Here is a 19,183-nt window from a genome sequence, read left to right as displayed (position 1 = left end):
TTAGCAAAGAATTATTGAGTTTCAATTAAATAGTGAAATTCTCTTTCCGATATGTGTGTAGTTTGACACATAAAATGATGTAAACCACAGTAACGAGTTACATCAATTTCACTATGAGGATCTGAAGATTTTAATAAAAATTGTTGTTTGCCTGACGCTTTTTTAAGTTCACGTTTTAGCATTAACAATGGCATTGGGCAGGGTTGTCCAAGAGCATTAATTTCAATGGGTGCTGTATTAGAAGAAGTATTGCTCATTCATCATCAAAACAACTGAAAAAAATATTCTAACAAATTTTTAATAAATACAGCATATTTTATGAAAGAAGATGCAGGAATTTCTATAAAAAATATTGTAATAAGCTGTTTAAAAAAAGAACTAAAAATAGGGGAAATATTTGAAAAAAATTCTATTAATTGTCATAAACCCGTGTTAAGCTCGAACCGTTTTAGGATTTACCACACAATCAAATTGATTTAATAACCCTATAACAAATGGATGTAACCGGAAATTGTTGATAGTTTTACAGAATGATTACAAGCTTTAAGATTATAAATATTTTAAAACCTTGTTTGCTCTGCTGTTTGCAACACCGGAAGGTCCTTTTTTCAACATCTGAGGATTGACTTATGACAGCTCGTGAACAAGGCGTAGTAAAGTGGTTTAATGACACTAAAGGCTTTGGTTTTATTCAACGTAACGGCGGCGACGATGTATTCGTTCACTTCCGTGCAATCGTAGGTGACGGTCACCGTTCTCTACGTGATGGTCAACGCGTAGAGTTTAGCGTTGTACAAGGTCAAAAAGGTTTTCAAGCTGAAAACGTTCAGCCTTTAGACTAAGACTAATTCATCTTTTTGATGAATGATGGACGCTCCAATTTTTGAATTGGGGCGTTTTTGTTTATAATGATCTTCTCATTCGAGAGATTGTTTGTTAGAGCGCGTATTTATGACATCTGGTTTTGAAACCTTGAATTTACATCCGCAACTTAAAAAGGCGATTGATGCTTTAGGGTTTACTAAAATGACCCCAATTCAGCAAAAGGTTTTAAAATATACATTAGCCGGGCATGATGCAATTGGGCGAGCACAAACAGGAACAGGTAAGACAGCTGCCTTTCTGATTAGTGTAATTAATGATTTACTCAATAATCCGGTTCAAGAGCAACGCTTCCGTGGCGAGCCTCGTGCTTTAATCTTGGCGCCTACTCGTGAGTTGGCATTGCAAATTGAAAGTGATGCGAAATTTCTCACAAAATTCTCTAATTTACATTTAGTGACTCTGTTGGGTGGTGTTGATTTCGATAAGCAGAAGAAGCAACTTGATGCTAATTTTGTCGATATCATGGTAGCCACACCTGGGCGATTAATCGATTTTGTAGAACAAAAAGAAGTCTGGCTCGATCAAATTGAATTTTTAGTTATTGATGAAGCTGACCGTTTATTAGACATGGGCTTTATTCCTTCCGTAAAACGTATTGTTCGTTATTCACCACGCAAGGAACAACGTCAAACACTCATGTTCTCAGCGACGTTTAGTTATGACGTCTTGAATTTGGCAAGACAATGGTTATTTGAACCTGTAACTGTTGAAATTGAGCCTGAACAAAAGACCAATAACGATGTAGAACAACGTGTTTATGTTGTAGCTAAACAAGACAAATATCGTTTACTACAAGATATCTTGCGTGAAGAGCCAATCGATAAGGTCATGATTTTTGCTAATCGACGTGACCAAGTCCGCCGTCTTTATGATCATTTAAAGAAAGATGGATATAGAGTTGGTATGCTTTCTGGTGAGATTGCTCAAGATAAACGTTTAAAAATGTTAGAGCAATTTAAGCAAGGTAAACATAATATTATGATCGCGACGGATGTTGCTGGTCGTGGTATTCATGTTGATGGCGTGTCGCATGTCATCAACTTTACATTGCCTGAACAATCTGATGACTATGTACACCGTATTGGTCGTACAGGTCGCGCTGGGTCACAAGGTGTAAGTATTAGTTTTCTTTCAGAAGATGACGCCTTTTATTTACCCGAAATTGAAAAAGCAATTGGTAAAAAATTACCACTGACCAGATTAGATGGTTATTGCTAATAAAAAATCCCAATCAAATGATTGGGATTTTTTTTGATTAATTAATTTTACAATAGAAAGTAAGCGTTGTTTGGTAGTCATCATCTTTTGCTAAAGATGCATTTTTACCAGTTAATGTACCAATAACCCCTGCTGCTGCTTCAACCATTTGACCAGTTTTTTCACTTACAACATCTTTTAATACACCGTTATATGTTGTTTTTTCATCTACAACGACTGGTGTAGTGTTTTTTGAGCAAGTTTTTTGAGCTGCAGTAATTGCATTATTTTTCGCAATTAAATTGGTTTTGCCAATACCTGTAACTTCAAACTGATTATTTTCTTTTTGAACTGCTAAAGTATTTTTAGGAGTAGTTGCGCAAGCACCAAGTAATAAAACAACACCGCTCATTGCGCTCGCTAAAATTATTTTTTTCATAATGCACCTAAAGTTAATCGCTAAAAGACATAGCTATTTGAACATAAGTTTTCTAGTTGATTTTGAAGACGTTGTATGAGTTTTGATGTTTTGTATTAAAAAATGTCAAAGTGAGAGTTCGCTAATTTTATAAGCTAGATTCAATGGTGGATTAACGGTAGATTATGCTAATCTATTTTGAATTTTTGAGTTAGATCAATATTAATGACGGAATCAGCAATACAAATAATTCACCAAAATATTCATCAGCGTCAGTCTATTGGCCAATTAGTTGAGCCAGCTCCAAGTACAGAGCAATTAGAGTTAGCTTTCCAAGCAGCTTTGACTGCTCCAGATCATCATAGACTTAAGCCAACGCGTTTTGTGGTTGTTTCAGGCGAACAACGTGGTGCTTTTGGTGAAGTTTTAGCAAAGGCTCTAGCAGATTTAGGTGAAACTGATCCCGCTCAACTCGAACGTGTTAAACAACATCCTTTTCGCGCACCATTACTCATTTTGGCGCTTACACAACTACAAGATCATCCGAAAGTACCGCATTTCGAACAAATCTTAAGTACGGGTGCCGCAGTACAAAATCTTTTATTATCTCTACAAGCTCAAGGTTTTTCGACCATGTGGCGTAGTGGTGCAGTTGTCGAATCAAATTGGTTAAAGCAGCATTTAGGTCTGCAACCTCGTGATTTAATTTCAGGTATTATTTACGTCGGCACAGCAGCTAAAGTAATTGCACCGCGTGCAGATATTGAAAGTAAAGAATTCGTAAAAGTTTGGCAGGCTTAAACGTCTGTAGAAGTAAGAAATAGGATAATAAAAGATGGCTGAATTTAAGTTTACAGATTTGGTAGAACCAGTTGCGGTTGATAAAAAAACCGCTTTACGTATTACCGTTCTAGGGGGAGGAAGCTTTGGAACGGCTATGGCAAATTTAGCTGCACGTAATGGTTGCGATACCATGATCTGGATTCGTGATGCCGAAACAGCTGCGGAAATTAATAAAACCCACATTAATAAACGTTATTTGCCAGATTTTATTTTAGAGTCATCATTACGCGCTGTGTCTGATCTTGAGCAAGCCGTGTGTGATCGAGATATTATTTTGGTCGCAATTCCGAGTCACTCATTCCGTGATGTCTTAAAACAAATCGCTCCTTATATTACTGCACAAGCGGTTGTGTCTTTGACCAAAGGTGTTGAAGCTAAAACTTTCAGCTTCATGAGCGATATCATTCGTGAAGAATTACCTGAAGTTCCTTATGGTGTACTTTCAGGTCCAAACCTTGCAAAAGAAATTATGGCGGGTATGCCGTCTGGCACCGTTATTGCCAGTGATTCTGAGTTAGTTCGTTATGCTGTGCAACATGCTCTGCATAGTGCTTTATTCCGTGTTTTTGGTAGTGATGATGTACACGGAGTGGAATTAGGTGGAGCACTTAAAAATATTTATGCGGTTGCAATGGGAATTGGCGCCGCTTACAAAATTGGTGAAAACACCAAGAGTATGATTTTAACCCGTGCTTTGGCCGAGATGAGCCGCTTTGCAGTAAAACAAGGCGCAAATCCGCTTACATTCTTGGGATTGTCAGGTGTTGGTGATTTATTCGCGACTTGTAACAGCCCTTTAAGCCGTAATTATCAAATTGGTTATGCTTTGGGTTCCGGTAAAACGCTGGATCAGGCAAGTAAAGAGTTGGGGCAGACAGCAGAAGGCATCAATACAATTGTTCAGGTGCGTGGTAAAGCAGAAGAATTAGATGTTTATATGCCTATTACTAATGCTTTATATGAAGTTATTTTTGAAGGGGCGCCTCCTTTAAATATTGCATTATCTCTTATGAAAAACGGACACCGTAGTGATGTTGAATTTGTTTTACCTCATCACGAAGTCTGAAGAAGAAATGTCATAAATTGTGGTTATAATGCAGGAATTATTAACAAGGAAAATTTATGCAACTGACATTGGTTCGCCATGGGGAAGCCGCTCCACCTGTAAATGGTAACGACACTAAACGCCCTCTTACTGCTCGTGGACATGCTCAAGCAGAACAGACAGCAACATTTTTAAAAGATATTGTTAAGCCTGATATTTTTGTAGTTAGTCCTTTGTTACGTGCTCAAGAGACATTGGTACATATTCAAGCGTACTTTAAAGATGTGCCTGTGTTGTTATGCGATAAAATTAAACCAGATGATAACGCCAAAGAGGCAGTTGAGTGGTTGTCTCAGATTCCTTATGAGTCAATTGTGGTCGTGTGTCATATGAATGTAGTAGGGCATATTGCTGAATTGCTGACTCATGAAAACTTTAATCCATTTGCACTGGCTGAAGCTCGAATTTATGTTCAGGCTGTGATTGCAACTGGTTTATCAACACAAAAAAATAGTTTTATACCCACAATATAATTAAAAAGGTTATTTAGCCCATTATGCTGTATTTATGGATGCCTGAAACCAATGGAATATGGCATTGGTCTAACGGAGAAAACTGGTTGCAGGCTGAAAGCCTCGATCAATTAATACAAGACCTACAATTGCACCAAGGAAAAGAGGCTGTTGTCTTTTTTCCTAGTCGTCATGCTCAGGTATTCCAGCAACAAATAGCAAAGTCTCATTACAAGCAACTTGGAGCAGATGGTGTTAAATATTTGCTTGAAGAGTTTGTAACTTTGCCTATTGATCACATGAAAGTAGTTCATCATTTTCATGCTGATCAATTAACAATATTGGGCGTTGCAAAAACTACTGTGGAAACATGGCAACATGCAATGAATTTGTTGCCAATCAAGCTGGTTGCTTTGTTGCCAGACTTTTTGATTTTGCCAGAACCACAAGAACACCAAGTTATCCTGTGTAATATTGACCAAAAATTACTGGCGCGTGAAAGTAAATGGGTTGGTAATTCACTAGATGATTTGGGATTGTTTTTGGAATTCCAGCCAGTTGAAACAAACTATCAATATAGTGGATTAACGACAGAACAATTAGAAAGCTTAGAAGCAGCTTCTAGTGTTGAGCAACGTTCAGAATTTTTTTATCAGTTTCAGGGCTTAGATAAACCTAAACAGCATCCTTTTAACGTTTTACCAAAAGCCAAAGGGCAAGAGCAAACGGTTTCTGGGTACTGGAAAGCATGTGCGGTTATTGTTTTAGCAATCATTGTGGTTCAGTTTAGCTATGATTTGTTGCGTTGGGTAAAATTAAGAAATGTAGCGAATCAAACAGCTGAGCAGACAATTGAGCAATATAAATATTGGTTTGGTCCTTCTAGTCGCGTAAATGAACAAAATATAAAAAGCCAATTTGAAAGTCATTTAAGAATGAGTAAACAAGGCGATACACAAGCACTTTCTTTATTGAGTCGTGTTGGACCTATTTTGATGCAAAGACAAATTTTAGCTCAGCAATTAAATTATGATGCTTCTACACTAACCATGGCCTTGAAAGCAAAATCGGCAGATGATTTGCAAGCTTTAACACAGCAGCTTAATCAGCAAGGATTTAAGGCGGAGTTAGGTAATATTCAAGCCGATGGTGGTGGGGCAATTGGGGTGGTGAAAATACAATAATGAAAATATTAGCTCAATTGCAAAACCGCTTTGATCAGTGGATCGAACAAGTTAATCAATATTTAGACCGTTTGACTGTCCGTGAACGTATTATGGTGGTCTTTACTACAATTTTTGTTGTAGTGGCTATTATTGGGACTTCACTTTGGAAAATGCATTCCTTAGCAGAACAGCAGCAACAGCGCTTAAATGATTTAAAAGATTTGATGGTGTGGATGCAAAGTAATGCAGTCACTATGAAACCTGCGAGTGAGCTTGAGTTAGGGCAAGCAGAAAAAATACAACGTGTAGCTCAACAGCAAGGTTTAACAGTTACTTCTCAGCAAAATGGCGAGCAGTTACAAATTATTGTTACTCATCAGAATTACGCAATTTTAGCTAACTTTTTAACCCAGCTGGCACAAATGGGCTTAAGTATTGAAAAAATGGAAATGGTTTCAAGTGAAGGTCAGATTAAATTAACAGCGACGGTTCAATAACATATTAAAATATGCTGGTCTTAAGCATGGTGTTTTGTGCTCCCTGTGCCTATAATATGCCTACCTAAAATCAGTAGATTGTGATTGGTATGTTATATTCACTTGCTCGCCCGATGTTGTTTAGTTTAGCACCAGAGCGTGCCCATGAATTAACATTATCTATGCTTGATAAAGCACATAAGTTCGGCCTACTCCGTCAGAGCGTAGAGGCGAAACCGACGACTTGTATGGGAATTGAATTTCCAAATCCAGTAGGTTTAGCAGCTGGTCTTGATAAAAATGGTGCACACATTGATGCTTTAGCTGGGTTAGGGTTTGGTTTTATTGAAATTGGAACCATTACACCTCGTCCTCAATCGGGTAATCCGCAGCCGCGCTTATTCCGTATTCCTGAAGCTCAAGCCATTATTAACCGTATGGGGTTCAATAATGATGGTGTTGATAAGCTGATTGAAAATGTAAAAGCTTCAAAGTTTAAAGGAATTTTAGGCATTAATATTGGTAAGAATGCTGATACTCCTGTAGAAAAAGCTGTTGATGACTACCTGATTTGCCTTGAGAAAGTGTATAACTACGCTTCTTATATTACCGTTAATATTTCATCTCCAAATACTAAGAACTTAAGAAGTTTACAAAGTGGCGATGCATTAACTGAACTATTGCAAACCTTAAAAGAAAGACAACTTGAGCTAGCTGAACAAAATAATCACTATGTTCCTTTGGTTCTGAAAGTTGCACCTGATTTAACAGCGGAAGATGTTGAATTTATTGCAGCGCAGTTAGTACAGTTTAAAATTGATGGCTTGATCGTTACTAATACGACCTTATCAAGAGAAGGTGTAGAAAATCTTCCTTATGGTAATGAGTCGGGAGGTTTATCAGGCGCGCCTGTTTTTGAAAAAAGTACAGAATGCTTACGTTTGTTTTCCCAAACATTAAAAGGACAAATCCCGTTAATTGGCGTGGGTGGAATTTTGTCGGGTGAACAAGCAGCAGTCAAACAGCAAGCTGGAGCAACATTAGTACAGATCTATAGTGGGCTAATTTATACAGGTCCTATTTTAGTGAAACAATGTGTTGCAGCTATGTCTTAAGTGAATATGAACACAATTGATATCATTATTCTGATACTTTTGCTCATTGGGGGGCTAAACGGTTTGCGACAAGGATTTATTAAAGCCTTTGCGAACTTGGTAGGATGGGTCATTGCATTAATTATGGGTGCAAAATATGCTGTCCTTCTTGCTCCGTCTATGTCGGGTTTAAGTCATGATCCAGTTGTTCAAAAAATTGCAGCTTTTGCATTTATAGCGCTTTTGATCATTGTTTTAACATGGATCGTCTCTGCATTTTTAAATGGCCTCTTGAAAAGTCTGAAATTGGGGCCATTAAATCGTTTAGCAGGTGGTGCTTTTGGTTCTTTAAAGGGCTTGTTGGTTGTACTAATTACAATGCAGGGTGTAGGACCTTGGGTTGAAAGTTCACCGCACTGGAAACAGTCCAAATTTATACAGTTTTTATTGCCTTATGCGCCTTTGGCTACCGAGTTGTCTAAAGATGCTGCAAGTGAGGCATTTCATCAAATAACATCTGGAGGTAGTGCATCAGGCACTCCTTCAAAACCAATGGACGAATCGGAAGATTTAGAAAACCGATCCGACCATTCGACAAAGAATCCTTTTTATTAATTCCTAGCTTGTCTGCGAGGTTGCTATGTGTGGAGTTGTTGGTATAGCCGGTAAATCGCCAGTGAACCAAATGTTGTTTGATGCTTTAACGATGTTGCAACATCGTGGGCAAGATGCAGCTGGAATAGTAACCTGCCATGAAGGCCGTCTTTTCCTTCGTAAGGATAACGGTATGGTGCGTGATGTCTTTCATACTCGTCATATGAGAGCATTACTTGGTAATTATGGTATTGGCCATGTACGTTACCCAACTGCTGGTTCTGCGAGCAGTGCTGAAGCACAACCATTTTATGTAAACTCACCTTACGGTATTACGCTTGCACATAATGGTAACTTGACCAATGCAGAAGAAATTCATGATGACCTGTTTAAAACAGATTTACGTCATATGAATACTGATTCTGACTCAGAAGTTCTTTTAAACGTATTCGCACATGAATTACAGAAAAAAGGCACTTTAAATCCTACAGCTGACGATATTTTTCACACGGTTTCTCGTGTGCATGAGCGTTGCCAAGGTGCGTATGGTGTAGTAGCGATGATTACTGGTCATGGTTTGGTTGGCTTCCGTGATCCGAATGGTATTCGCCCACTTATTTATGGTTCGCGTGTGACTGAACAAGGTGAGATGGAATACATCATTGCTTCTGAATCGGTGGCTATTACTGCTCTTGGTTTCAAAATTGAGCGTGATATTGAACCAGGTGAAGCAATTTTCATCAATGCAAATGGCGAGTTGTTCTCTAAACAATGTGCTGCTAATCCGAAATACCGCCCATGTATTTTTGAATACGTTTATTTTGCTCGTCCTGATGCGATTATTGATGGAATCTCGGTTTATAAAGCGCGTTTAAAAATGGGTGAAAAGCTTGCTCATAAAATTTTACGTGACTGGGGCGAGGACCACGATATTGATGTGGTGATTCCAATTCCAGATACGAGCCGTACTTCAGCTTTAGAACTTGCAAATATTCTAGGTGTGAAGTTCCGTGAAGGTTTTATGAAAAACCGTTATATCGGCCGTACCTTTATTATGCCGGGTCAACAGCAACGTAAAAAATCTGTACGTCAGAAATTAAACCCTGTTGAGTTAGAATTCAAAGGTAAGAACGTTCTGTTGGTGGATGACTCTATTGTACGTGGTACAACGTGTAATGAGATTATTCAGATGGCACGTGATTCTGGTGCAAAAAAAGTATACTTTGCGTCAGCAGCACCGAAAGTAATGTATCCAAACGTTTACGGTATTGATATGCCTGCTAAAGCTGAGCTTATTGCTTCAGAACGCAGTGTGGAAGAGATCCAAGAAATTATTGGTGCTGATCGTTTGATTTTCCAAGAATTGGAAGACTTGAAAAATGCTGTACGTACCAGCAAAGTGCCTGACTTAACTGAGTTCGATTGCTCAGTATTTGATGGAATCTATGTAACAGGTGATATTGATGGTAACTATCTAAATAATTTGGAGCAGAAGCGTAATGACTCTGCTAAGAAGAAAAAAGATGGTTATATTGACGTTAATGTCGATGCTGCTTCTGTAGATTTAACAGGCATCAAAGAAGAATAGAAATAGCCGAAAAAAGCGGGTATTTCCCGCTTTTTTCTTTTATGATGAAACCTAACAATGTAATTGGGAATATTTACATTGAAAGAAGTAAGCCACTATCTCATCGAAAATAAAAATATGGCATGGTCCATCACTATGTGTTTGGTTGCTGTGCTGCTTACTATTTTTATCTTAAATTTAATTTTAGGTTTACTCGTTCATTTTTTTGATTATAGCCAGCCAATTTGGTGGCATACCTTAAGTCCTTACTTCGTTGCACTATTACTTTTTATTATGGTTTGGTCGGTAGTTACTGAACTTTATATTCTGCGTAAAGGTGGACACTCTTTAGCAAAACAACTTAAAGCACGTCGTTTGGTGAAAGAGGAGAGTACTCCCGAAGAACTCGCGGCATTAAAAATTACAGAACACTTAGCCCAAAATTTTTCACTTAAAGTTCCAACAGTATATGTATTACCTGATGAAGTTGGTGTAAATGCACTTACGGCAGGTTTTCATCCCAAAGATATCGTAATTATTCTGACATGGGGTGCTTTACAGAATCTGGATAAGCTTGAGTTATATGGTTTATTGGGCCATGAGTTTAATCAGATTTTATCGGGTGAGGCTGTTGAGAATACTAAATTAAAGATTTTATATAGCGGCTTAACAACTTTTAGTCAGTGGGGCAGTAAATTAGCCAAGCAGGGTTTTAAGCGCTATAGCCCTGGCTATAAACATAAATTTGAAACAGTTTTTGTTGCAGTGGGTGGAGTCATTTGGTTGGCTGGAAGCCTAGGTGTGCTGATTACTCGTTTTATTAAGTATTTGACTTTGAGTGGGCGCACATTTCGTAATGACCAAAAAACAGTACGACTATTAAAAAATAATGCGAATACCCAAACTTTATTGCGTATTTATGTTCACCACTCTGGTTCGCAAATTCATAGTGCTTATTCCGAATCAATCGCACATATGTGTTTTGCTAACTCGCTAAGCCCGCAAAGCTGGATGAATATTCACCCGAGTATTCGTGAACGTATTTATGAGTTAAATCCTACTTTGCTACAAGATTTACAATTAGAAAATTTAAAGAAACTTCGCAACCGTCCGTTGTTTAGCTTATTTCATTTCTTAGAAGAATCTGAGAAAGAAATTTATATTCCGTGGTCATCTCCACAGCCTTTACCTTTATTAAGGTTGTCACCAATTAGTTTTGCATTAAATGATGCCATTAAGCCCCTGAGTAGTGATGTACGTCGAAATAAAAAGCGTCCTGAATTAATTCAGCGAGCACTACAAACTGCGACTGGTTCACGTGAAGTGATGGTTGCTATTTTGATGATTCGCCAATATCGGGAGTTTATTCCAAAAGATGCACCTGTGAGTCATGCCATTATCGATGCATTATTGAATTTGGATGGACGTATTCATATTCAAATATTTCATGATGCTTGTAAAAATATTGGGCATATACCCGCAAGTATTGCTCGGCAATTTCTTACTAAGCTAGCGCTTATTATTCAAGAAGATGGTGAAATTGGGTTGTTAGATGCACTTTTACTGGAGCGGGTTAAACATGAGTTGAACTTGATGCCGTTACATTTACCGACTGCATTTGAAGAAGTGAAACCCCAAATTGTTCGTTTAATTGATGCTTTACTTCATGTTCAGCAAATTAATAGCCCAAATCAATTAGAAGTACGTGAGCGCATTTTACGTTCGCTGCTCAATCCCGATGAAATGTATATCTATGATGAAATTTCAGATGAGCCATTAGATCTGGCTGAAATTTTAAATGATATTGCTGGTTTATTATTACGTGACCGGCTAAGTATTCTAGCTATTGCAGAAATGTGTTTGTGGAGCGACCGTATTATCACGCAAGATGAACTCGATGTGCTTGAATTGCTTTATTGGCGTTTTGGCTTTGAGACAGAAGAAATTGTGGATCAAATGCAAAAGAGAAATAGTGTGATGATTATTTAAAAGACATCTACGATTATAAAAACATCTGAATGAAATAAAACACTGAAAAAAAAACTCAAGCCCGTTAGAATGTAGATAGAGTAGAGGTATTGATTTACAGATGATTGGGCAGCAAAGAAATATATTGGCAACTTTAGGAATTGATGTATGGATTCCTAAGACACAGGTGTGCCAAAAAAATAATGCTCAAAGTCTCTGGCGAGATCAAGCTGCGCCAGAAGGTGAACCAATTATATTGCCTTCTAAGAACAATCCAGTTGTTGAGCAACCGACAAAACCACAAGTCAACGAAGTTCCAAAAGTTGAACCTGAAATTGCGGTACCACTTCCAGTAGAAGTTCCGCCTGTTGTGTCGCCTCGTACTGAAGTACAAGCTCCAGTGGTTACGATTGCTTCATTTGAGTTACAGGCTTTTGCGCTTGAAAAATGCGTTATTTTTTTAGATGTTACCAATTTAAGTGAAGAAGAAAAGCAACTTTGGAATAACATTCAAAAAGCAAAAATAGGGCAATATGCTGAACTAAAATGGCCGTTCCCTTTAGCTAACTATCAAGACCAACGTGGTGCAGGTTCATATATTCAAGGCTTTTTAGATGCTGTCGCAGCAGACAAGAAGATCTTGTGCCTTGGTGAATGTTCTTATATTCAGCATGCCAATATTATTCATTTGGCGAGCTTAAAAGAGATGTTGGAGAAACCACTCCTTAAAAAAAGGTTATGGCAATTAATGCAAGATAACAACGAGTAGTAGGGATTTACATGAAAAAAGTTGTAGTTTTTAGCCAAATTGATGAAGAAATTTTGTCTCGATTACAACAGGATTATCATGTTGTGGTTCTTAATCCAAAACTGGGTGATATTAATGAGCAAATTCGCCAACAAGTTGTAGATGCTGATGGGATGATTGGTGCTGGTCGACTTCTTAATGAAAGTAATCTTGCGCCTGCTCAAAAACTCAAAATTATTTCATCTGTAACAGTTGGCTATGACAATTATGATGTGGCTTATCTAAACCAAAGAAAAATCTGGTTATCAAATACCCCTCATGTTTTAACTGAAACAACGGCTGATCTTGCTTTTACATTATTACTAAGCGCTGCTAGAAGAGTTCCTTTTCTTGATCATTGGACGAAACAAGGTGAATGGAAAAGAACTGTTGGGCCTCAGCAATTTGGTTTAGATGTTTTTGGAAAGACGCTAGGAATTATTGGGCTTGGTAATATTGGTGCTGCAATTGCACGCCGTGGTTTTTATGGATTTAACATGAATATTGTTTACCATAACCGCCGTGAAAAACCTGAATTGGCAGAGCCTTTAAAAGCACAATATCTTGGTTTAGAAGAGTTATTGCAACAGTCTGATTTTGTAGTAACCGCAGTTGATTTAAATAATGAATCGAAAGCTTTGATGGGGAAAACTCAATTTGAGCTTATGCAAAAGCACGCTATTTTTATAAATATTGCGCGTGGTTCAGTAGTTGATGAGCAAGCTCTGATTGAAGCCTTACAAAGCGGGGAAATCTTTGGAGCTGGTTTGGATGTATATGAAAAAGAACCTTTACAAGATTCGGAGCTTTTTAAGCTGTCAAATGTTGTTACTTTGCCTCACGTAGGATCTGCGACTGCAGAGACCCGTAAAAAAATGGCAAATCTTGCTTATAAAAATCTAGTTGAAGCTTTAGAGGATAAAACTCCTAGATATTTGGTAAACCCAAACTTTGCATAAATGATTAATAACACTTCATTGCAAAACTAAGCGATCTCGAGTGATATATTAAAAGTCTATTGATTGAACATAATTTTTATGTTTTATATCAGTAGACTTTTTTTGATGGTTTAATTTTACTAGAGAAAAACATTTGAGATTTTTGCCAATTATTTTAAGTACGGCTTTTATAACAAATGCTTCGTACGCGCAGCCTTTCGACCCTCAGCCTTCTGCAAATCAAGTAGAAATTCCAAATATTGGAAGTGGGATTGGTTTGCTTGATCAACAAAAAGAAAAATTTATTGGCGAAAAAGTTTTTCGTGAAGTTCACAAACAAATGCCCGTTATTCAAGACGTCTGGCTAGAAGATCAATTTTTTCAGGTATTTTCGAGTATTTTAAGTGAAACTCAGCTTGGGCAGCCGATTGGTCTAGTCGTGATTAAAGATCCACAAATTAATGCTTTTGCTGTTCCAGGTGGCTTATTTGCGCTCAATACAGGGCTTATTGCCTCAGCACGAAATATTGATGAAATTGCTGGGGTTATGGCTCACGAAATTGCGCATGTATCGCAAAGACATTTTAGTCGCTCTGAAGAAGCTTTTAAAGGTCAAACATTGCTAAGTCTAGCAGGACTTTTAGCGGGGGTGGCTATAGCTGCGCAGGGTGGTGGCGATGCGGGTGCAGCAGTGATGCTTGGAACCCAAGCTGCACTCATGGATAAGCAATTAACATATAGTCGAAATCAAGAGCGTGAAGCAGACCGTATTGGTATGCAATATATGTATGCGGCGGGTTATAACCCTCAAAGTATGGCTGATTACTTTGAAACAATGCATAGAGCTACAAGTCGAGTAAGTTTTTTACCGGATTTCTGGTTGACTCATCCATTGACGACTGAGCGTATGAGTGAAGCGCGGCTGCGTGCAAACCAGATGCCTCGAGTTAAAAACCGTATATATGATGCAGATTTTGAGATTTTAAAATGGTACACCATGGTGATTGCCAATCAGGCAACTGAAAACCAACTACAAAGTTTGGCGTCCCAAAAAAATATTGCTGGTCTGATTGCTTTAGCAGCATTTTACACAAGACAAGGTGATTATGTGCAAGCGCAGTCTACTTTAGATCAAGCGAAATCTAGTGGAAAGCCTCTTGTCACATTATTGCAGACAGATATTTATCTCGGCCAAAATAAATTAGATCAAGCTTATACAACAATTGCTTCTACACAAATGACGATGCCTGAAAATAAAGCTTTTAGTTATAAGTTGGCTGAGGTGCTGCTACGCCAAGGTAAGTTTGCGCAAGTTCAAACTTTGGTTCAACGATTTATCAATAAAAACCCAAGAGATATCCAAGGTTGGCAATTTCTGCAGCAGGCTGCTAATTTGGACAAGACAGGACCGTTGAGAGCAGTCAATGTTTTACGCTATCGGGCTGAAGCAGAATATTGGTCAGGTAGTGAGGAAAATGCAATAAAATCAATGTTGCATGCTCAGCGATTGGCAAAAGATAATCAAGCAATGTCGGCAAGAATAGACAGTCGTTTGAAACAGATGCAAGATGAGCGAAGAATGAAGATTTAAAAGTTATATCTTACTTAATTTGCAGGTGTGCAAATATATACAAACTAAAGAAGCTTGATTAGAAGAAATATAAAATTTAAAAAAGGGGGGGATTAAGCTAACTTAGCTTTAATTTTTGCTGAAACTTGAGCAGGATCGGCACGCCCGGCTATGATCGGACGTAGAGAATTCATCACCTTACCCATATCTTTCATGCTAGTTGCTTCTTGAGCAGCAATCGTTTGCTCAATGATAGAATCAAGCTCTTCCTCAGTCATAGCTTCTGGTAGAAACTGAGAGATAATCTCAGCTTCGGCTTGTTCTTTACTAGCTAAATCATTACGACCAGCACCTTCAAAGGCTTTGATCGATTCTTTACGTTGTTTAATTTGCTTTTCAATGACCGCAAGAACCTGAGCGTCGTCAAGCTCTTTGCGCTCATCGACTTCGATTTGCTTAATTGCCGCTTGTAGACTACGCAAAACCGTCACTGTTGCCATATCTTTGGCACGCATAGAAGTTTTTAATGCATCAGTAATTTGGTTTTTTAAAGTAGTCATAATTCAGCAGTCAATCACAAATTAATTAGTAAAGGCGAGTAGTACGTACAGATTCGCGAGCCAATTTCTTTTGGTAGCGTTTAACTGCTGCAGCTTTTTTGCGCTTACGTTCTTGAGTTGGTTTTTCGTAGAATTCGCGTTTACGAACGTCAGCTAAAACACCAGCTTTTTCGCATGAACGTTTGAAACGACGGATAGCTACGTCAACTGGTTCGCCTTCTTTCAACTTAACTTGTGGCATGTAAAATCCTCTAGATTATGGATAAGATCAGGCACACCATTGCGCCGGATCACAAGTGAAGGTCAGTATTTTACTCATTTACAACTCATATCACAAGTCTATAATAGCGATTGCAATATTTTGACTCATATAAAAGGCAGTTTTGATGATTGTTTTAGGCTTGGAAACTTCTTGTGATGAAACAGGGTTGGCACTTTATGATAGCGAACTCGGCTTACGGGGACAGGTTCTTTATAGCCAGATTAAACTTCATGCTGAATATGGTGGCGTAGTACCTGAACTTGCTTCTCGAGACCATGTTCGTAAATTAATTCCTTTAATGAATCAATTGCTTGAACAAAGTGGTGTAACAAAACAAGAGATTGATGCGGTTGCTTATACGCGTGGTCCTGGCTTAATGGGAGCATTAATGACAGGTGCACTGTTTGGCAGAACTTTAGCTTTTTCTTTAAATAAGCCTGCAATTGGTGTTCACCATATGGAAGGTCATATGTTGGCCCCATTACTTTCAAGTCAACCACCTGAATTTCCGTTTGTAGCATTGTTAGTTTCAGGTGGGCATACACAATTGATGGCGGCCCACGCTATTGGTCATTATGAACTATTGGGTGAGTCTATTGATGATGCTGCGGGCGAAGCTTTTGATAAAGTTGCAAAAATGATGAGCTTGCCATATCCAGGTGGGCCAAATATCGCAAAACTTGCATTATCTGGTGATCCATTAGCATTTGAGTTTCCAAGACCTATGCTTCATCAAGGCTTGGACTTTTCTTTTAGTGGTTTAAAAACAGCTGTTTCTGTTCAATTGAAAAAATTGAATGGTGAAAATCGTGATGCTGACATTGCTGCTTCATTCCAAGAAGCAATTGTAGATACCTTGGTAAAAAAATCAGTAAAAGCTTTAAAGCAAACTGGACTTAAACGTTTAGTGATTGCAGGTGGAGTTAGCGCAAATTTAAGACTACGCGAGCAATTAGAAACTTCTTTGGCGAAAATTAAAGCGCAAGTTTATTATGCCGAGCCTGCTTTATGTACGGATAATGGGGCAATGATTGCTTTTGCTGGTTATCAGCGTTTAAAAGCAGGTCAGCATGATGGTTTAGCGGTAACGACCACGCCGCGCTGGCCGATGACTGAACTCACTATTCCTGAGTAAAATTATTCATCGTCAAAGGCCTGTTGGTTTTCGATATCAATGTATTCGATATAACCGCGGCCTTGTACTTCATTACCAAAATAATGACCTGTAAATATATAGCTACTCGCATAACCTCGCCCATGACCATAGCGGAATGGGCAGTCAATTTCTGCTTGAATGTTTAAGATAATTTGCTTTGCATCATTTCTAGCGATCCAAGAAAAATATTTTGGAAGTCGCATTTTTTGCCCAGTAGGTGAAATGAAGTCATCAACTTGATGCGAAATAATATCAAAGCTTACATCTGTGTAGATTTCAGCTGGCTGGTCCAGATGTCGAATATGCAGGGTGTATGCAGCTGTTTGTCCTGCAATATCGGCTTTGGTAAGAAGAAGTTGAGTGGTTTCATTTAAATTGATGATTTGATAAGTGAAAAAATCAAGTGGCAGTTTATATGCATCAGGAATAAGTTTATTTGTGATGGAGTGAGGACCAACTGCTCGAGCATATTCGTAAGTACAAAGTCCTTGGGTTTCAATGCGTTCTGCTTGATAGCTTAGAAAACCTTTAAACTTTGCCAATAAGCTAAAATGATCATAGATTGGTGTTTTTATAAACCATGAAACATGTGAAGTAATATCGATATCAAAGTCGAAATCAAATCCATCATAATGACCATTAATGTGAATTTGAGGGAATTTACCTTGAATTGAAATTTCTTGACCTAGTTCTATTAAGCTCCCATCTTTATTAATTTTTGTATCTTCGGGAATGACATAGGCCTTTAGTAAAGCTTGTTCCAGAGCAGCTGTGCTTGAAAAGAATGTAGCTGTTTTTCTAGGATTTCCAGTAATGATATCATCATGGTCAAAAGCAAGTGCACCTGGTGTACCGATTAAAATCATAATATTTAAGTAACGATGCGGCTCTGGTAAAAGCGGGAAAAAGATACCGTAATGTGTCCAACTATAATATTTTTCGTCAACTCGTGGATGGATGGTATGAGCTTGAGTAAAAGGAAGAGTTGAATATTTTTTTGCTTGGTCTAAAACGCCTTGTGCAAGTAATAAACTTTTACCAAGCGCTTTACTGGCTGTAGAAATTTTTGGCAATTGTTTTTTCATATATAAACCTAAAGAAGGGCTATCTTTGTTTTAGGTTATGAAAAACAACTGCCAAAGCTAAGCGGTTTATAGGCCAAAGCTAAGGCTTTGCGGGACATTTTATTTAATTGTTAGACAAATCTTTTAATGCGTTTAAACCAATCCAATGCTTAGAAAACTGATAAGCCGCTCGACCAGAGCGCTGACCCCGCATCTGACACCAACGTAGACTTTCTGCACGAACTTCATCATTGAAAGGCATGTTTGCTTTATCGAGATAATGCTCAACGATTTCTAAATATAGGTTTTGATCCATTGGATAAAAAGATAGCCATAGACCAAACCGATCCGACAAAGAGATCTTTTCCTCAATCGCTTCTTGTGGATGTAGTTCAGTATATTGGGGAACATCGACCTTAGTTACAGGTGTATTTTCATGCATGAATTCTGGTAACAGGTGGCGACGGTTACTGGTTGCATAAATAATAAAATTACTTGAACCTGACTGTAATGAACCATCTAATACACTTTTTAGACTACGGTAATTTTCATCTTCCGCGTTAAAAGCCAAGTCATCACAATAGACGATATATTTTTCAGGGCGATTTTGAATGAGTTTTTGAATTTTGGGTAAGTCTGATAAATCATCACGTTCAATTTCAATTAAACGTAATCCTTGAGGGGCATACTCAGTTAATAAAGCACGAACAATAGATGATTTTCCTGTACCACGTGAGCCTGTTAACAGCACATCATTCGCTGGTAGGCCATTTAAAAATTGCAAAGTATTTTGAATAATTTTTTCTTTTTGACGCTCAATGCCTTTTAAGTCATCAAGATAAATATTTTTTGGCGTATAGATGGCATTAAGTTGCTGATTTTCCCATCTAAAAGCAGGTGCAGTAAAATCTGTTTCTTGTCGAGGCTCAGGCAAGACTTGCTGTAACTGATTTAATACAAGTGATAATGTTTGAACTAAATTGTCCGGTAAATCAATGGTAGCCATGGTAAGTCAATCATGTTAAACAGTGTTTGATAGGATACTAACACCGAAATTAACAGGCTGACAAAAAACTTATTA

21 protein-coding genes are annotated in these 19,183 nt (G+C 38.0%); 15 read left to right on the top strand and 6 right to left on the bottom strand.

Annotation, left to right across the window (positions count from 1 at the left end):
* Positions 1 to 11: 11 nt before the first annotated feature.
* Positions 12 to 257, bottom strand: coding sequence for a sulfurtransferase TusA family protein (locus tag ACTJJH_RS11945; protein ID WP_033847590.1), 246 nt, complete (start codon positions 255 to 257; stop codon positions 12 to 14).
* A 372-nt stretch (positions 258 to 629) separates the two neighbouring features.
* On the opposite strand from ACTJJH_RS11945, the gene ACTJJH_RS11940 reads away from it, so the two are divergent.
* Complete coding sequence (locus tag ACTJJH_RS11940; protein ID WP_000126912.1) at positions 630 to 842, top strand: cold-shock protein; 213 nt, start codon at positions 630 to 632, stop codon at positions 840 to 842.
* 109 nt (positions 843 to 951) lie between these two features.
* Positions 952 to 2,103: an ATP-dependent RNA helicase RhlB gene (rhlB, locus tag ACTJJH_RS11935; protein WP_440601166.1), complete on the top strand. Its 1,152-nt coding sequence runs from the start codon at positions 952 to 954 to the stop codon at positions 2,101 to 2,103.
* A 37-nt stretch (positions 2,104 to 2,140) separates the two neighbouring features.
* On the opposite strand, the gene ACTJJH_RS11930 is transcribed toward rhlB, so the two are convergent.
* Positions 2,141 to 2,521 (bottom strand): hypothetical protein, encoded by a 381-nt coding sequence (locus ACTJJH_RS11930; RefSeq protein ID WP_005073503.1) that lies wholly within the window; start codon positions 2,519 to 2,521, stop codon positions 2,141 to 2,143.
* Between the two features lie 204 nt (positions 2,522 to 2,725).
* Here ACTJJH_RS11930 and ACTJJH_RS11925 point away from each other — a divergent pair, with 204 nt between their 5' ends.
* The 12 genes from ACTJJH_RS11925 (at position 2,726) to ACTJJH_RS11870 (ending at position 15,081) form a co-directional block, all read left to right on the top strand.
* Entirely contained in the window at positions 2,726 to 3,301 is a 576-nt protein-coding gene (locus tag ACTJJH_RS11925) for a nitroreductase family protein (RefSeq protein WP_005073504.1), read from the top strand.
* A 34-nt stretch (positions 3,302 to 3,335) separates the two neighbouring features.
* Positions 3,336 to 4,409 (top strand): NAD(P)H-dependent glycerol-3-phosphate dehydrogenase, encoded by a 1,074-nt coding sequence (locus ACTJJH_RS11920; RefSeq protein WP_086265861.1) that lies wholly within the window; start codon positions 3,336 to 3,338, stop codon positions 4,407 to 4,409.
* A gap of 56 nt (positions 4,410 to 4,465) precedes the next feature.
* On the top strand, positions 4,466 to 4,921 hold the full coding sequence (locus tag ACTJJH_RS11915) for a SixA phosphatase family protein (RefSeq protein ID WP_440601165.1): 456 nt from the start codon (positions 4,466 to 4,468) through the stop codon (positions 4,919 to 4,921).
* 23 nt (positions 4,922 to 4,944) lie between these two features.
* Positions 4,945 to 6,084, top strand: a complete 1,140-nt coding sequence (gene gspL, locus ACTJJH_RS11910; protein WP_119685391.1) for a type II secretion system protein GspL — start codon at positions 4,945 to 4,947, stop codon at positions 6,082 to 6,084.
* Complete coding sequence (gene gspM / locus ACTJJH_RS11905; RefSeq protein WP_202744544.1) at positions 6,084 to 6,563, top strand: type II secretion system protein GspM; 480 nt, start codon at positions 6,084 to 6,086, stop codon at positions 6,561 to 6,563. The genes gspL and gspM overlap by 1 nt, the downstream gene beginning before the upstream one ends.
* An 89-nt stretch (positions 6,564 to 6,652) precedes the next feature.
* The gene (locus tag ACTJJH_RS11900) at positions 6,653 to 7,657 is read left to right on the top strand and encodes a quinone-dependent dihydroorotate dehydrogenase (RefSeq protein ID WP_032004644.1); all 1,005 of its coding nucleotides are present in this window, start codon (positions 6,653 to 6,655) and stop codon (positions 7,655 to 7,657) included.
* Between the two features lie 6 nt (positions 7,658 to 7,663).
* Complete coding sequence (locus ACTJJH_RS11895) at positions 7,664 to 8,251, top strand: CvpA family protein (RefSeq protein WP_002115251.1); 588 nt, start codon at positions 7,664 to 7,666, stop codon at positions 8,249 to 8,251.
* Positions 8,252 to 8,276: 25 nt separating this feature from the next.
* The gene (gene purF, locus ACTJJH_RS11890) at positions 8,277 to 9,818 is read left to right on the top strand and encodes an amidophosphoribosyltransferase (protein ID WP_005073509.1); all 1,542 of its coding nucleotides are present in this window, start codon (positions 8,277 to 8,279) and stop codon (positions 9,816 to 9,818) included.
* 78 nt (positions 9,819 to 9,896) lie between these two features.
* Positions 9,897 to 11,786, top strand: a complete 1,890-nt coding sequence (locus ACTJJH_RS11885; protein WP_005068334.1) for a M48 family metalloprotease — start codon at positions 9,897 to 9,899, stop codon at positions 11,784 to 11,786.
* Between the two features lie 100 nt (positions 11,787 to 11,886).
* The gene (locus ACTJJH_RS11880) at positions 11,887 to 12,534 is read left to right on the top strand and encodes a hypothetical protein (protein ID WP_017480785.1); all 648 of its coding nucleotides are present in this window, start codon (positions 11,887 to 11,889) and stop codon (positions 12,532 to 12,534) included.
* An 11-nt stretch (positions 12,535 to 12,545) separates the two neighbouring features.
* Positions 12,546 to 13,511, top strand: coding sequence for a 2-hydroxyacid dehydrogenase (locus tag ACTJJH_RS11875; protein WP_440601164.1), 966 nt, complete (start codon positions 12,546 to 12,548; stop codon positions 13,509 to 13,511).
* 142 nt (positions 13,512 to 13,653) lie between these two features.
* Complete coding sequence (locus tag ACTJJH_RS11870; protein WP_440601163.1) at positions 13,654 to 15,081, top strand: M48 family metalloprotease; 1,428 nt, start codon at positions 13,654 to 13,656, stop codon at positions 15,079 to 15,081.
* A gap of 92 nt (positions 15,082 to 15,173) precedes the next feature.
* Here the strand turns inward: ACTJJH_RS11870 and ACTJJH_RS11865 are convergent, their stop codons facing one another.
* Positions 15,174 to 15,620 carry a GatB/YqeY domain-containing protein gene (locus ACTJJH_RS11865; protein WP_002115302.1) on the bottom strand — a complete coding sequence of 149 codons (447 nt, stop codon included), beginning with the start codon at positions 15,618 to 15,620 and terminating at the stop codon, positions 15,174 to 15,176.
* A gap of 25 nt (positions 15,621 to 15,645) precedes the next feature.
* On the bottom strand, positions 15,646 to 15,861 hold the full coding sequence (gene rpsU, locus ACTJJH_RS11860; RefSeq protein WP_001136722.1) for a 30S ribosomal protein S21: 216 nt from the start codon (positions 15,859 to 15,861) through the stop codon (positions 15,646 to 15,648).
* Between the two features lie 145 nt (positions 15,862 to 16,006).
* Between rpsU and tsaD the strand changes: the two genes are divergently transcribed.
* Positions 16,007 to 17,017 carry a tRNA (adenosine(37)-N6)-threonylcarbamoyltransferase complex transferase subunit TsaD gene (gene tsaD, locus ACTJJH_RS11855; RefSeq protein ID WP_087400835.1) on the top strand — a complete coding sequence of 337 codons (1,011 nt, stop codon included), beginning with the start codon at positions 16,007 to 16,009 and terminating at the stop codon, positions 17,015 to 17,017.
* Between the two features lie 2 nt (positions 17,018 to 17,019).
* On the opposite strand, the gene ACTJJH_RS11850 is transcribed toward tsaD, so the two are convergent.
* Entirely contained in the window at positions 17,020 to 18,123 is a 1,104-nt protein-coding gene (locus ACTJJH_RS11850) for a DUF6670 family protein (RefSeq protein ID WP_069123679.1), read from the bottom strand.
* A gap of 103 nt (positions 18,124 to 18,226) precedes the next feature.
* Positions 18,227 to 19,108, bottom strand: coding sequence for an ATP-binding protein (locus tag ACTJJH_RS11845; RefSeq protein ID WP_032052273.1), 882 nt, complete (start codon positions 19,106 to 19,108; stop codon positions 18,227 to 18,229).
* Between the last annotated feature and the right edge of the window lie 75 nt (positions 19,109 to 19,183).

Origin of the sequence: Acinetobacter sp. 22301 (assembly GCF_052045285.1) — a bacterium.
Taxonomy (GTDB): Bacteria; Pseudomonadota; Gammaproteobacteria; order Pseudomonadales; family Moraxellaceae; genus Acinetobacter; species Acinetobacter pittii.
Note: the sequence above shows the minus strand (reverse complement) of the source record. Positions and strands in the feature narration are given on the sequence as shown.

Bases quoted from the DNA above. Each gene is read 5' to 3' on its own strand.
- ACTJJH_RS11945 (WP_033847590.1), bottom strand. From the start codon at position 257: ATGAGCAATACTTCTTCTAATACAGCACCCATTGAAATTAATGCTCTT.
- ACTJJH_RS11940 (WP_000126912.1), top strand. From the start codon at position 630: ATGACAGCTCGTGAACAAGGCGTAGTAAAGTGGTTTAATGACACTAAA.
- rhlB (WP_440601166.1), top strand. From the start codon at position 952: ATGACATCTGGTTTTGAAACCTTGAATTTACATCCGCAACTTAAAAAG.
- ACTJJH_RS11930 (WP_005073503.1), bottom strand. From the start codon at position 2,521: ATGAAAAAAATAATTTTAGCGAGCGCAATGAGCGGTGTTGTTTTATTA.
- ACTJJH_RS11925 (WP_005073504.1), top strand. From the start codon at position 2,726: ATGACGGAATCAGCAATACAAATAATTCACCAAAATATTCATCAGCGT.
- ACTJJH_RS11920 (WP_086265861.1), top strand. From the start codon at position 3,336: ATGGCTGAATTTAAGTTTACAGATTTGGTAGAACCAGTTGCGGTTGAT.
- ACTJJH_RS11915 (WP_440601165.1), top strand. From the start codon at position 4,466: ATGCAACTGACATTGGTTCGCCATGGGGAAGCCGCTCCACCTGTAAAT.
- gspL (WP_119685391.1), top strand. From the start codon at position 4,945: ATGCTGTATTTATGGATGCCTGAAACCAATGGAATATGGCATTGGTCT.
- gspM (WP_202744544.1), top strand. From the start codon at position 6,084: ATGAAAATATTAGCTCAATTGCAAAACCGCTTTGATCAGTGGATCGAA.
- ACTJJH_RS11900 (WP_032004644.1), top strand. From the start codon at position 6,653: ATGTTATATTCACTTGCTCGCCCGATGTTGTTTAGTTTAGCACCAGAG.
- ACTJJH_RS11895 (WP_002115251.1), top strand. From the start codon at position 7,664: ATGAACACAATTGATATCATTATTCTGATACTTTTGCTCATTGGGGGG.
- purF (WP_005073509.1), top strand. From the start codon at position 8,277: ATGTGTGGAGTTGTTGGTATAGCCGGTAAATCGCCAGTGAACCAAATG.
- ACTJJH_RS11880 (WP_017480785.1), top strand. From the start codon at position 11,887: ATGATTGGGCAGCAAAGAAATATATTGGCAACTTTAGGAATTGATGTA.
- ACTJJH_RS11875 (WP_440601164.1), top strand. From the start codon at position 12,546: ATGAAAAAAGTTGTAGTTTTTAGCCAAATTGATGAAGAAATTTTGTCT.
- ACTJJH_RS11865 (WP_002115302.1), bottom strand. From the start codon at position 15,620: ATGACTACTTTAAAAAACCAAATTACTGATGCATTAAAAACTTCTATG.
- rpsU (WP_001136722.1), bottom strand. From the start codon at position 15,861: ATGCCACAAGTTAAGTTGAAAGAAGGCGAACCAGTTGACGTAGCTATC.
- tsaD (WP_087400835.1), top strand. From the start codon at position 16,007: ATGATTGTTTTAGGCTTGGAAACTTCTTGTGATGAAACAGGGTTGGCA.
- ACTJJH_RS11850 (WP_069123679.1), bottom strand. From the start codon at position 18,123: ATGAAAAAACAATTGCCAAAAATTTCTACAGCCAGTAAAGCGCTTGGT.
- ACTJJH_RS11845 (WP_032052273.1), bottom strand. From the start codon at position 19,108: ATGGCTACCATTGATTTACCGGACAATTTAGTTCAAACATTATCACTT.